The 13,251-nt window shown below is 51.5% G+C and carries 9 protein-coding genes; 7 read left to right on the top strand and 2 right to left on the bottom strand.

Annotated features, from left to right (window positions below; genetic code table 11):
* The first annotated feature begins 403 nt into the window (after positions 1–403).
* The 5 genes from lipB (at position 404) to lpdA (ending at position 5,989) form a co-directional block, all read left to right on the top strand.
* Positions 404–1,144 carry a lipoyl(octanoyl) transferase LipB gene (gene lipB, locus DESTI_RS06715; protein WP_041286022.1) on the top strand — a complete coding sequence of 247 codons (741 nt, stop codon included), beginning with the start codon at positions 404–406 and terminating at the stop codon, positions 1,142–1,144.
* Positions 1,080–2,141: a pyruvate dehydrogenase (acetyl-transferring) E1 component subunit alpha gene (gene pdhA / locus DESTI_RS06710; RefSeq protein WP_014809207.1), complete on the top strand. Its 1,062-nt coding sequence runs from the start codon at positions 1,080–1,082 to the stop codon at positions 2,139–2,141. Before lipB ends, pdhA begins: the two co-directional genes overlap by 65 nt.
* A gap of 4 nt (positions 2,142–2,145) precedes the next feature.
* On the top strand, positions 2,146–3,123 hold the full coding sequence (locus tag DESTI_RS06705) for an alpha-ketoacid dehydrogenase subunit beta (RefSeq protein WP_014809206.1): 978 nt from the start codon (positions 2,146–2,148) through the stop codon (positions 3,121–3,123).
* A gap of 26 nt (positions 3,124–3,149) precedes the next feature.
* Positions 3,150–4,472 carry a dihydrolipoamide acetyltransferase family protein gene (locus tag DESTI_RS06700; RefSeq protein ID WP_014809205.1) on the top strand — a complete coding sequence of 441 codons (1,323 nt, stop codon included), beginning with the start codon at positions 3,150–3,152 and terminating at the stop codon, positions 4,470–4,472.
* 74 nt (positions 4,473–4,546) lie between these two features.
* The gene (gene lpdA / locus DESTI_RS06695; RefSeq protein ID WP_014809204.1) at positions 4,547–5,989 is read left to right on the top strand and encodes a dihydrolipoyl dehydrogenase; all 1,443 of its coding nucleotides are present in this window, start codon (positions 4,547–4,549) and stop codon (positions 5,987–5,989) included.
* A gap of 293 nt (positions 5,990–6,282) precedes the next feature.
* Here lpdA and DESTI_RS06690 read toward each other — a convergent pair whose 3' ends face one another.
* Entirely contained in the window at positions 6,283–6,741 is a 459-nt protein-coding gene (locus DESTI_RS06690; protein ID WP_157212109.1) for a YraN family protein, read from the bottom strand.
* A gap of 223 nt (positions 6,742–6,964) precedes the next feature.
* On the bottom strand, positions 6,965–11,239 hold the full coding sequence (locus DESTI_RS06685; RefSeq protein ID WP_014809201.1) for an acyl-CoA dehydratase activase: 4,275 nt from the start codon (positions 11,237–11,239) through the stop codon (positions 6,965–6,967).
* A 310-nt stretch (positions 11,240–11,549) separates the two neighbouring features.
* Between DESTI_RS06685 and DESTI_RS06680 the strand changes: the two genes are divergently transcribed.
* Positions 11,550–11,978: a DUF4019 domain-containing protein gene (locus tag DESTI_RS06680; RefSeq protein WP_041286853.1), complete on the top strand. Its 429-nt coding sequence runs from the start codon at positions 11,550–11,552 to the stop codon at positions 11,976–11,978.
* A gap of 277 nt (positions 11,979–12,255) precedes the next feature.
* Positions 12,256–12,981, top strand: coding sequence for a DUF7168 domain-containing protein (locus DESTI_RS06675; protein ID WP_014809199.1), 726 nt, complete (start codon positions 12,256–12,258; stop codon positions 12,979–12,981).
* Positions 12,982–13,251: the final 270 nt, after the last annotated feature.

Here is a 13,251-nt window from a genome sequence, read left to right as displayed (position 1 = left end):
CACGCACGACATGCACCACTCACACACGGCTGAGACCCTATGCAATCGTTCACGTATAGTTATTGTGCTTAACAGCATGTCCGTCAACAGTCCATAGGGTTCGAGCCGCGTGTTCTCATTCATCCCGCAGCATAAAACCATCTTCTCGCTGAGTGCGTCCGAAGCAGTGATCCAACCTGATCGAGATTCGATGAAGATTCGTTGAAACACCGTCAAAACAATTTGTTTCCCTCCTTTCCCTCATGCAGGGGCGGGTATAAACTATATTGCGAGAGGTTTGTCAAATGAGTTGTGCTGATAGAATCTTCCTAAAATTGAAAGTGTGTGGATTGTAATGTCAACGTTTAATTCTTTTTTTCGTGCACATCTGGGCTGCATTTCGGTTTGCGATACGGAGCTGTTTATGGCTGAACTGCGAGATCTCCGTCTTGCAGATGGAATTCCCGATGTTCTGTTGTTTCTCTCTCATCCGAAAACCATCAGTGTCGGTCTCAAGGATAAAGCCAGCAGTCACCCCAAGGATCTGCTCGTTCCCATGGAACGCTTGGACAAGGAGGGAATTGCTTTCGTCAGGTCCGTGAGAGGGGGGGGGATCACGTATCATTGGACCGGTCAACTCGTTTGCTACCCTGTCATGAAACTCGGGTCTCGGGAACGGGATATTCCTGCTTACATGAACCGGCTCGAAAGAGTCGGAATGGAGACTTTGCAGCATTTTGGGCTTTCCGTCCGTCGTCGTCGCGATTCAGCCGCTCACGTGGGGCTCTGGTTAGGAAATAAGAAGATTGTCTCCATGGGAGTCCGGGTAAGTAGATGGGTGACAAGCTTCGGTTTTGCAATTAATCTGGAAGGAGACTTTTCGCCGGCCTCGTACGTGAGGCCCTGCGGATTAGAGGGGGTGCAATTAACGACTCTGGAAGAATCTCTCGGGTTCGCTCCGTCACGCGAAACCGTGATGAATCAGATAAGCGAAAAATTTGCTTCGATATTTCAACGAGAATCGACAAATAACACTCAGGTGCTTCGCGAGAGAATAGCATCCATTACGGAGCATCTGGGAAAAATGGGAGACGGCGCATATGGACAAAGAGCAGTTGATTCAAGTAATGGATCCGGAAGGGAATGCCGATCCAAAAGCTATTGAGGGAATTTCCGAGGCCGATCGCCTCAAAATGTATCGTCTTATGGTGTTTACACGTTTGTGGAACACAAAAGCTCTCAGTTTACAGCGCCAGGGCCGCCTGGGGACTCTTGCATCGGTGCGGGGACAGGAAGCGGCAAATATCGGAATGGGAATGGCCCTCAGACCCGATGACTGGTTTTGCCCGGCATTTCGTGAATATGGAGCGATGTTCACAAGAGGTGTGGACCCGGTGAAATTGTTTCAATACTGGGGCGGTGATGAACGGGGAGCTGCACCTCCAGGCGATTCCCACATGCTTCCGGTTTGTATTACCGTTGGTTCTCATCTATGCCACGCGGTAGGGCTTGCGTTTGCAGCCAAAATGCGGGGCGACAAAATCGCGGTTATGTCTAGCTCCGGGGATGGTTCCACATCTCAAGGCGACTTTCACGAAAGCCTTAATTTCGCTGGAGTATACAAACTGCCTGTAGTTTTCGTCATTCAAAACAATGCGTGGGCTATTTCCGTTCCAGTGGCGCATCAGACCGCAACTAAAACTCTTGCAGAGAAAGCCTGTGCGTACGCAATAAATGGTGCTCGGGTAGATGGAAACGACGTCTTTGCGGTCTACCTCACGATAAAACGACTCCTGGACGAAGCTCGTGCTGAATACAAACCTTCCCTCGTGGAACTGGTGACGTACCGTATAGACGATCACACCACCTCTGACGATGCGAGCCGATATCGTACCGAAGAGGAAGTGGCTGTCTGGCGTGCCCGAGACCCCATCGATAGACTACGAAAGTTCCTTATGGCTCATCACGGATGGGACGACACTAAGGAAAATGAACTTCTTTCAGAGCTGAGCGCTCAGGTGGAGAAAGCAGTTCAGGATTTTGAGGCACTCCCGCAGCCCGAGCCTACACAAATGTTCGAACATATTTATGCTGAAATGCCGTGGAACCTGCGCGAGCAACGAGAACTGCTGCTGGCGCGCACCGGCAAGGATGAGGGGTAGGAACATGGCACGCTTATCAATGGTTGAGGCTATCAATAGAACCTTGCACGAATTGATGGAGCAGGACGACAGGATAGTCGTGCTTGGAGAAGATGTGGGAGTCGATGGAGGAGTATTCAGAGCCACAGTTGGGCTCCTCGAAAAATTCGGCCCCATGAGAGTCATTGACACTCCGCTCGCGGAAAGCACAATTGTCGGTTCTGCAATTGGCATGGCTATTTACGGTATGAGACCCATTGCGGAGATTCAATTCGAAGGATTCATATTCAAATCGTACGATCACATTTACAGCCATGCATCACGTTTGCGCAAGAGATCGCAAGGGGGTTACGGGGTTCCTCTGGTCATACGTGCGCCGTACGGAGCTGGTGTCCGAGCGCTGGAACATCATTCGGATGCCCCGGAAGCTCTGTTCACGCATATTCCCGGTCTGAAGCTGGTGATCCCGGCGACTCCGTCGGATGCCAAAGGACTCCTCACGTCCGCAATCGAGGATCCGGACCCGGTGATTTACTTCGAACCGAAACGCTTGTACCGCCTCTTTAAAGAGGAAGTGCCCGAGGGACGCCACACAGTTCCAATCGGTCAGGCACGACTGGTTCGTGAAGGTCACGACATCACGATCGTCACGTACGGAGGAATGGTAAGCGTGTGTGAAAAGGCCGCTCAACATGTGGCTTCTGAGGGAGTTGAAGCAGAAGTAATCGATTTGCGCACTATTTGGCCTTTCGACATCGGCGCAATCGTGGAGTCGGTTACGAAAACAGGGCGGCTCATTGTGTGTCATGAAGCTCCTCGATCTTTCGGTGTCGGTGCGGAAATCGTCGCTCAGGTAAGCGAACGGTGCCTCTTGTCTCTCCTTGCTCCTATTCGCCGAGTCACCGGAAACGACATCACCGCGCCATTGGCCAAATTGGAGGAGTACAACTATCCCGATACGGAACAGGTAGTTCGGGCTATCCATGAAACTGTGCAGTTCTAAATTGTTGCAGGAGGAGGAGAATTGTTATGAGATACGTATTCAAACTGCCGGATGTAGGGGAAGGCATTGCTGAAGCCGAAATAGTCGAATACCTGGTCAAGGTCGGAGACCAGGTGTCCGCAGATCAGCCGGTAGTGAGGATTGAAACCGATAAAGCCGTTGTGGAACTTCCTTGTCCCGTGAAGGGAGTCATAGCGGAAATCCCTTTTAATCCGGGAGATTCGGTTGAAGTCGGTCAGACGATTCTGGTCATTGAAACCGAAGAAGCTGCTAAACAGGAACGGGCGGAATCGCCTGAACCGCAAGAGGCACCACCTGCCGAGAAGAAACCCGCACCTCCCGCCGAAACTCCTCCTCCCAGTCCCTTGATGAAAGAACGGCCTGAGGGAGAGCCGACGCCCCCACCCCCTGCGGCACGGGTGCAGGCGACCCCGCATACGAGGAAGCTTGCCCGGGAACTCAAGGTTGATATCAACACAGTACAAGGAACCGGGCCTCACGGCCGTATCACTGACGAAGACGTACGAAGAGCAGCGGAAGGCGAAAGAGCTGCTCCACCACCTAAACCCGTACCTGCAGCAGTCCCGAAACGGGAAGAAGTCATGCCTGAGCCTGCAGCCGCGGGTGCGGACTTCGACAAATACGGACCGATCAGGAGAGAACCCCTCCGTGGTGTAAGAAAACGTATTGCGGAAGTCATGGTGAAATCCGTATCCACAATACCGCACGTAACCCATTTCGATGAAGCCGATGTCACAGAACTTATGGCAGTTGTCGAACGCGAAAAGCCGTTGGCCGAGAGCAGAGGATTCAAGCTCACGGTGCTTGCCTTTGTAATCAAGGCTGCAGCAGCGGGATTAAAGCAGTTTCCGATGCTCAATTGTTCGCTTGACGATCAGACCGGCGACATCATTTACAAGGATTACTATAACATCGGGTTCGCGACTGACACAGAATCCGGTCTCATGGTTCCCGTGATCCGGGATGTGGATCGGAAATCCGTGCTCCAGATTGCCGGCGAGTTGCAAGAACTGAGCAAGAAAGCCAGGGCCAGATCCATAGAGCTTGACGACATGCGAGGCGGAACCTTTACCGTGACCAATGTGGGAGCTTTAGGAGGTTCGTGGGCTACCCCAATAATAGTGCATCCGCAGGTCGCAATACTCTGTCCCCTGAGGGCGCAACCCAAAGCAGTAGTGCAGGACGGCCAGGTGGCAATCCGAACCATCATGCCTTTGACTCTGTCATTCGATCATCGGGTATTGGATGGGGCGGATGCCGCACGATTTCTCAATTTTGTCATAGGTCTCTTGAACGATCCCATGCGTATGCTGGTCGATATGGCATGAATGGTAACAGAACCACAGTCTCGGTCCCGACCTGAGCGAATTGAACGGGGTTCGGGACCGATCGGGAGAATCTCATGGTAGTAGGTGACTTTGCCCAGGGAACCCAGGTGGCAATTATCGGTGCAGGTCCGGGAGGCTATGTTGCAGCCATCCGGGCAGCACAACTGGGTCTTGAAGTTACCCTGGTTGAAAAGGGATTACTGGGAGGCGTGTGCCTCAATTGGGGATGCATCCCCTCCAAGGCGCTCATATACGTCGCAGACCTGAAGAATCGTATCGAACAGGCTGACAAGATCGGGCTTATCGTAAGGGACGTTTCCATCGATTTGCCGAAGCTCGTTCAATGGAAATCCGACGTAGTGGAAAAGCTCCGTAAAGGCGTGGCTTCCCTCATGTCTCAGCACAAGATAGAGGTTGTTACGGGAACTGCTCACTTTACGGGAGAAAACTCCTTCTCGGTTGAAACTTCCGACGGAGTGCGGCGTTTTGAATTCCGTAACTGCATCCTCGCCACGGGTTCTTCAGCCGCGGAACTTCCGGGTATGCCGCGGGACGGAGAGCTCGTAATCGATTCAACGGATGCTCTGGACCCCAAAAACATTCCGGAACGGTTCGTGGTAATAGGAGCAGGTTCGGTTGGTCTGGAAATGGGCACCTTTTACGCCAAGCTCGGCTCCAAGGTTACGATTCTGGATGCAGTGGACCGTCTTTTACCGATGCTCGATCCGGACATCGGGCGAGCTATGGAGCGTGCTCTCAAGCATCTCAAAATCGATCTTATCCTGAAAGCCAAAATTCAAGGTCTGAAACGTGAAAACGGTACGGGCGTCCTGCAGTATTCGGCCTCTGACGGGGATAAATCTATTACAGGGGACAAGATTCTTGTGGCCATAGGGAGGCGTCCGAACACCAGCGGAATCGGATTGGAAAAGGTTAAAGTGAAGCTCGACTCGAAAGGGTTCGTACAAGTCTCGGAGACCATGCAGACGTCGGTTCCGGGCATCTACGCAATCGGAGATATTGTTTCAGGCCCCATGCTGGCCCACAAGGCTTCCTTCCAAGGCAAAATCGCTGCAGAAGTGATTGCGGGGGAACCGGCCGCTTTTTCCGGAGTAGAAGTTCCCGGTGTCATCTTCAGTGACCCCGAAATCGCTACAGTCGGACTTTCCGAACAGGATGCCCTGGCCCAGGGGATTCCTGTGAAAGCAGGGGTGTTTCCATTCAGAGCGATGGGCCGTACGCTGACCATGGCAGAAGAGGGCCCCGGTTTCGTGAAAATAGTCTCCGATGCCGAATCCGAAACCGTCCTGGGAGTGCATATTGTCGGCCCCCACGCTTCGGATTTGATCGCTGAAGGATGCCTCGCGGTCGCGTCAGCCTCCCATGTGGACGATTTGACGCTCACGATCCATCCTCACCCCACACTGCCGGAAACCATAGAAGAAGCCGCAGAACAGGTGGAAAACAAGGCTATACACATTTTTTCAGCGAAGAAATCGGCTTTTGGGGCAAAATGAAGCCTATAGGGCGATTGTCAAAGATTTTGACGTTTATCCGACGATCCTATGCAAGATATTAGTGGGAACCGACCTCCCTGCCGGTCTATTGCATCGATATCATTATCATATTGAAGATGTGCCGGCACGGAGGCCGCTCCCCACCAAGATTCTGAATCTTCAATCGGACATTCATTCTGGCAACTGCTATACAGGATGTGATGAGCAAAGCGAACCGCATCGGGTTCATGTAAGGGCCTCGAATGATGCGTTCCCGTTGGTCACCCCATCATTCTGTGCATTATGCTAATGCCTTAGAAAAATTGAGCCCCAAATGCGTCCGGAATAACTTCGATCTCGGTGGGCGGTCCTACGGTAACCAGGACAACGTCGAACCTGCAGGGTGGTGGCTGACGATAACGCCTGTCCAGGTACGCTTGAGCAACCTGGACAACCTTGTTTCGTTTCCGGCGATTTATGGATACGACAGGGCTGAGGCTGGATGCTAAAGATCGGGAGCGGACCTCGATGAACACAAGATCGCTTCCCTGACGAGCTATGATATCGATTTCACCAAGGCTGCATTCGAAATTCGTTTCCAGAATCCGATACCCGATGTCCTGTAAGTGTTTGGCAGCGAGTACTTCAGCTTTCGTACCTTTCCTGCGGGTCGGAGATCCCTTGTCCTCCCGCGAAAGGAGCTTTCCAAGGATGCCTTGTTTCGGGATCTTTGTCATACCCGCTGCGCTTTCAAAGCAGTCAATGCCGGACATCTTTTCCCCCCCTTTTGTAAAGGGGGGACAGGGGGGATTTTGATCTAACATACTGAAAATCCCCCTAAATCCCCCTTTATAAAAGGGGGACTTTGATCGCTATCCGGATTTTCTGATCTGTGCCAACCAACCGGTTTGTCTTCATCAGTCCACCACATGACCTAAGCTAAAGGCATAATCCATTTGTAGAAAGGTTTCCCGGACTGATCTCTTTGAAGCCGTATCAGTTTCGCTTCTCCCGAAGCATTCGTTCGTGCAGACGTCTTGCCTGTAGCGAAAAGGCCTCGAGCCGAGCCTCTATGATCTGCGGAAAAGCATTGCCGTCAGTCTCGATTGCAAGAAACGGCAATTTTTGATCTCTTTCCAGCACTGCAAGGGGACTTGGCCCATGCCCATTGGTCTTTTGCAGGAGTTCCCGCTTTTCGCCGGTAGTAAATTTTTCGTTGAGTATGGATTCCGCAACTCGCGAGGGCATGCATCCAAACGGACCTATGGAGATAATGCCGCAAGACGGATGCAGGATTTCATGCAAAGCCGCTCCAACCGTAAGGATAGCTTCACCGGTGAGCATGGGAGAAACGAATTTCTCGCCCGCACGGATGAGGTCCTCCACATCGAGCACTTCATGGAAGAAAAGTCCCGAAGGAGCCAGAAGCCCGCGGATTTTGCGATCGAAATAGGATTTTACCACGTATCTGATCCAGAACGGGATGTCAGGTTTCCCTTCAATCTTATTCTTGATCAGCCAGTCAACATATTTGATCCATTCGCTGGTCTGAGATGTGCGAACGATAAAACCGCGATCCGCCATCTTCTCCACAAGATTTTGCAGCGAAATAGGATCGTTTCGCACGTATATCTCACCAATGAGCGATATTTTCGGTATTTCTTCATACGGCATTTTGAGGGGGATGCGACTGAGAACCGCAGCGGACGATTTGATCTGCTTTTTGATCTTACCCCAGGATTTATCGATTACATTCACGATTGCTCGCCATTCCCGGTAAAAGATCTCCAGGGCGGACTCGCGATCCTGTGCGGCAGCCATAATCGTGGACCAGATCTCATACATGGTGTCCCCGATAATTATGGCTCGCCAGGCAGGAAGGGTGAATCTGTCGCCGAGTCCCATATATCCATTCGAAGCATTCAGCGTGAGAACCGCTGCATTGGGAATCTGATAACGTTCGATAAGACGGCGCGAAAACACGTTGTACTGGCCGAACCTGCACGGCCCTCCTGCGCCCGGCATGAAATAGGCGGTAATCTCGTCTTTGGGACGGTCGTGCCACAGGTACTTCAGCATGGAGCCTACGGTAGTCTGGAGCGGCAGGCACTCTTTACAGGTCGAATTCCCTCGCCCGATCTTCAACACTTCCTCATCCGCGGGAGGTAATCCATGTGCCGTAATCCCTACGCTACGGAATGCATTTACGAGGATTTCGTGAGCAAACCGTCCCATTGCGGGTATTACTATGCGCACATTCGGATGATTCAACGGGTAATGCTTACCGTCCGGGGTTGCTATCACAGGCTTGCCGTTTACGACAGTGCACTCGGCCGCCCTAAACTCTCTGTATGAGGCAGCTATTTGCTTCTTGCTCTCCAGTTCCCGGTAGTACTGCACAATATCAAGGAAAGCTTCTATGCGGGTTTCCAGCCCTGCATCCGCTGTATGGCTGTCCAGTTCCAGGGTAAGAGAAGGTTTTCTCCCCATTTCTTCCCGGAAATACCCCACAACAAAAGAATCCGGCCCGCACGAGAAGTTGCTGATAAACGTTCCGAATAGCTGAGGATGATGCTTGACGAATCGGGCTGCCTTGAGAAGCATACGCCCCATGGACCAGTACATGGTCTCTTCATCGTCAATAGTCTGGTCCTCGTACGGGAGCATATCAAAAGGAATAATCCTATACCCGCGTGAGGCAAATTTTCCGGGTATTCCTTTGTTTGCCTCCCCTGCAAAGGTGTTGTACGGTCTTCCGAACAGGACTATTCCCATCTGATCGGGATTCTGAGCCAATTCCTTCAGGATTTCCGTGCCCTTCGACCGCAGTCTTTCACGGAATTCCGTTTGGGCTTTTACACCAGCCTGAAAAGCTTTCTTCGCGGTTGCTTGCGAAGCACCAACTTCTGCTGCAAGTTTCACGAATTCCTGGAATACGGCATCGAAACCGCCGCTCAGATCAAGGTAAGGAGTGAGCACTTTCCGGGCAAGAGTCCCTTCGAACGTGCTCTTGAGATAAAAGGCCTCGCCCTGGACGAAAACGCACGTACAGGTATTATTATTCTCCTCGTCAGTAGGAATCCCTCTGATGTGCGGCAAAAAGAGAATGTCAGGGTTTTTGCTCAACAAGTTGTACATGAATCCGTGGGCAATCTCCACCGGATAGCAGAATGCAGCGTTCTGCTGGTCCACTCCCTTGGGATCGGGTTCATCCGGAAGCACCACCCGATACCCCAGTTCTGAGAAGTAGGCATTGAAAAAAGGAAAATAGGTGTTCATGAGAAAGGATCGGTTGAATCCAACAGTCGGGCGGTTGTCCTGTTCTGTGGAGAGACTCTCGAATACAAGCCTCTGACGGAAATCCACCATATCCAGAGACCGTTTATCGAACTCCACGTGCCGAATCAAGTTGACGTAACGGTTGCACGCTCCGCCGAAAGGATAGACCTTCTCCTCGATTTCGATACGGGCAATTTCACACCGCCGGTCGCACTTCTCCTTCCCTCCGCCGCACACGAAGGACTTCTTGTGGACCACTTCACGTCGTGCCAGTCGCTCGAGATCGAAGCTCTTCGCTTCCATGAGCCCTACTTCGATGCGGCGCTCCACTTCAAGTGCCACTCCGAATGCTCCCATGAGACCCGGTTCGGGCGGAACCACGATTTCTTTTCCGGTCAGTGCGGCCATTGCAGCCGGAATAGCTTCGTTGTAGCAAACACCGCCCTGCATGAAGACCTTTTTTCCGACCGGGCGGTTGCCTTTGACTCTGTTGGAATAGTTCATGCAAATCGAGTAAACCAGCCCCGCGACGATATCATTTACAGGAATGCCTTCCTGAGCCGCGCTCTTGATATCCGAGCCGATGAAGGCAGCGCATTGATCGTTGAAATTTGGCGGGTTCATGCCTGAATAGGCAACCGGGCCGATGTCCGTGACCTTGAGACCGAGGCTCTCTTTGGCGGATTCTTCGAGGAAAGACCCTGTTCCAGCGCTGCATGCCTCATTCATCGCGTAATCGCTTGGCACGCCGTTGGTGATATACGTATACTTGGCGTCTTGACCGCCAATCTCGAAAATGGTGTCCACTTCCGGATCGAAATGAACCGCGGCAGCAGCGTGGGCTATAATCTCGTTGATTACACCGTCCGTCATCGCGTGAAGCCCGGCTATCTGTCTCCCGGAACCGGTCACACCGAGCCCGACGATCTCCAGCGGCACATCGATCTGGTTTGCGAGACTGCGGTACACTTTTCTCGAAGCCCCAACCGGATCGCCGTCGGTTCGCAGGTAATCGGCCGCAAGAATAGCTTTATCGCTGCATCGCATGATCACGCCTTTTGTCGTGGTGGAACCCACGTCCAATCCCATGATCGTGCGATCGCCCGGTTCGGCTTTTCCTCTCGGGCGGTCTTTGAAATGGACCAAATGTTTGAATTCTGAAAGAGGTTTCAGGTAGCCGAACGCTGAGCCTTTTTTCTGAAAAACGTCATCCGGACCGGTGTACCTTTTGGTGGGGTTTTTCAGAGCCCACAGTGCAGCTCCGAGAGCTTCGAAGTACGGCGCTTCCTCGGGAATATGGAGATCCTCTACCTCCTTTCTGAGATAGTGAATCATTGTCTCGTTCTTTGAGGAGCCGCCCACGAGAACCACGTGTTTCTTGGGCAGCTTCTTGAGGAGTTCCACCACCTTGCCTGCCATCATCTTGGCAAGACCCGCCACCACCTGGTTCTTTGGAACACCTTTATTCAATGCATGCGTGCAGTCACTTTTGCAGAAAACGGAACACCTGCCCGAGACTTTGTGCGGATGATCTGAAATTCCCAGTCCCGCTACATCATCCAGCGATAAATTCATCCTGCCTATTTGTTGAAGAAAAAATTCTCCGGTCCCTGAGGCGCATTTATTGCCGGTCTGGATTCCCTGGATTCTTCCGCTCTCGTCCAAATGGTACACGAGAAATGTTTCGCCACCTGCGCTGATCACCACGCGATAAGGGCCGTCTGTTCCGATAACGTGCGATACTGCCATTTCGAGAGCTTCCGGTTCCGAAATGGTGGTGAGTTCGACAAAATTGCGAAATTTTCTTCCGGTGACGGCGATGCTTGCCTCTTTAGCGCACTGCATATTTTCTAAAGTTTCCAGGAGTACTTTTCGCGGATTTCCTTCATGCGTAATGGTCTTATGATCAATGATCTCGATCGCGTCGGCTTCCTTCCGAAGATGGACAAGACTGACGGTAGACGCTCCTAAACATAGACCCAGGGCTTCCATTGACGATTCTCCGTTTGACTCAGGGGACCTGACGTTTCCTTCAATATAGCTCTTCACTATAGACCGCGAAAGAGCTTGCCGCAAGAATTACATTAGTTACGTGTTATAGTCCACTTCTTGAAGCAGGTGCCGGAGATACTTGAACATACAGTGTAGAGAGCTGGAATCTTCTCACATGAAATACAACCCTTTTATCGTACCTGATGCCGACTGTTTTACTACATGCAGAAAAGGCGTGCTAATGAGGATACGTTTTGATAGCATGCCCTTCAAGCATATGGATTCTATTTCAGTTCGAGTGGAGAGAGTGATGAGAAGGCACAGCTATCGATGGCTCATACTCTGCGCTTTCTTTCTCCTGGGAGTGCCGGAGTTTTTGGCTGCAGATGCGAGTTCGGAAACTGAAGCCGTTAAAGCAGCCGAAACCTGGTTGGCTCTGGTCGATGCCGGAGATTACGAAAGAAGTTGGACAGAAGCAGCTACATTCTTCAAGAATGCCGTAGCACGAGATCAATGGACCAAATCCCTGGATGTGGTGAGAAAACCTTTAGGGAAATTGCTTTCCCGCACAAAAGCCATGGCAAAGTACACGCGAACCCTTCCGGGAGCACCGGATGGAGAGTACGTCGTAATTCAGTTCAATACTTCTTTCCAAAATAAGAAATCCGCGGTCGAAACGGTAACTCCCATGAAAGATAAAGACGGAAAGTGGAGAATTTCCGGATACTTCATAAAATGACGTCTAATACCATTCGCAATTATGCACATGACATGGTGAAGCTGGGGTGTCCCGAGCGGAGTGATTAGACGCCTTTGCGTCGTTCGGAGCGAAGGATACCTCCAGCCTCCCAAATTATGAAAAGAAAAGCGAATCGGCATAATCTCCCCCAGAGTGACGTTCGCGTACTTGAATGCGTACCCGCCACCGAGAAAAATAGCTTGACCGCCTCTTCCTGTCGCGGTAACAGCTTCCCTCGTTCTTGAATGCATCCTGTGAAAGAGGGTTATAGGAACGTATGACCAAAGAAGAGGTACTTTCAAAGGTTCGAAAACTGTTCGAACTGTCCCACTCGCCCAATGAGAACGAGGCCGCTCTTGCCGCAGCAAAGGCAAGGGAACTTCTCGCCAGGTACAATTTGGGCATGGCCGATTTGTCGACTGAAGAAATAAGTAACAATCTCAATGTGAAGGAACAGTCGATCACCGTTGGAAAAGTCCTCAGGAATTGGATGAAAGGTCTTCTGATTCACGTATCCCAGGGATTTGAATGCGAACATGTGATTCGCCGCCGCCAAGGTGCTGCTCCTGTCCTGACCTTCATCGGCACTGGAACCGACACTGAAGTGGCATTGTACACGTTCCGTTTTCTCTATCGAGAACTCAACAGACTTGTCGAAAGAGCGCTTCCGGAACTCAAACGAGTCAGTCGCGGTTGGAGCGCAGCGTCTCTGAGGTTTGCCTACCTGGACGGAGCGGTTAAACGGATAGGCGAAAGATTCGAGAAGCAGACTGCAGGAATTCGCGCGGCAGAGAGAAATGGGTGCAAGGAATTAGTTTTGGCCAAAGAACAGATAATTCACGATTACATGAGAACTACCTTTTCTCATCTGAGAAACGAATACTCCAGGCGAAGGACCGTGAGTTCCTATGCATTCTCCAAAGGCTACGGAGATGCCGGAAACATCCGTTTGAACAGAGCCGTTGGAGATGAAGAATCGCGTCAATCCGTCATAGGGGCTTAGAAAGCGTTTACCTTGTAGAAGGAATCATGCGTGATACGATTTTGCATTCAAGATGCTAATGCACTGACCTGACTGCGCAGGTCAGTGGCACCCCTTGGGTCTCAGGGCTCGATGACGGTTTTGGGTGCCACGGACCTGCCCTGCAGGTCCGTGCTGTCGCCTCAAATGAGACCTATCTTGATCGTAAGTCCGTAAGAGAGCGGTCACAAATGGAACACAGAAAATTTTCAGAATACTTACATAGTTGTGACGTCGAGACGATAGAGGAAA

This window comes from Desulfomonile tiedjei DSM 6799, from assembly GCF_000266945.1.
Lineage (GTDB): Bacteria > Desulfobacterota > Desulfomonilia > Desulfomonilales > Desulfomonilaceae > Desulfomonile > Desulfomonile tiedjei.
Note: the sequence above shows the minus strand (reverse complement) of the source record. Positions and strands in the feature narration are given on the sequence as shown.

What these genes read in the sequence shown, in the direction of transcription:
- pdhA (WP_014809207.1), top strand. Translation starts at nt 1,080, where the DNA reads ATGGACAAAGAGCAGTTGATTCAAGTAATGGATCCGGAAGGGAATGCC.
- lpdA (WP_014809204.1), top strand. Translation starts at nt 4,547, where the DNA reads ATGGTAGTAGGTGACTTTGCCCAGGGAACCCAGGTGGCAATTATCGGT.
- DESTI_RS06700 (WP_014809205.1), top strand. Translation starts at nt 3,150, where the DNA reads ATGAGATACGTATTCAAACTGCCGGATGTAGGGGAAGGCATTGCTGAA.
- DESTI_RS06675 (WP_014809199.1), top strand. Translation starts at nt 12,256, where the DNA reads ATGACCAAAGAAGAGGTACTTTCAAAGGTTCGAAAACTGTTCGAACTG.
- DESTI_RS06690 (WP_157212109.1), bottom strand. Translation starts at nt 6,741, where the DNA reads ATGTCCGGCATTGACTGCTTTGAAAGCGCAGCGGGTATGACAAAGATC.
- lipB (WP_041286022.1), top strand. Translation starts at nt 404, where the DNA reads ATGGCTGAACTGCGAGATCTCCGTCTTGCAGATGGAATTCCCGATGTT.
- DESTI_RS06685 (WP_014809201.1), bottom strand. Translation starts at nt 11,239, where the DNA reads ATGGAAGCCCTGGGTCTATGTTTAGGAGCGTCTACCGTCAGTCTTGTC.
- DESTI_RS06705 (WP_014809206.1), top strand. Translation starts at nt 2,146, where the DNA reads ATGGCACGCTTATCAATGGTTGAGGCTATCAATAGAACCTTGCACGAA.
- DESTI_RS06680 (WP_041286853.1), top strand. Translation starts at nt 11,550, where the DNA reads ATGAGAAGGCACAGCTATCGATGGCTCATACTCTGCGCTTTCTTTCTC.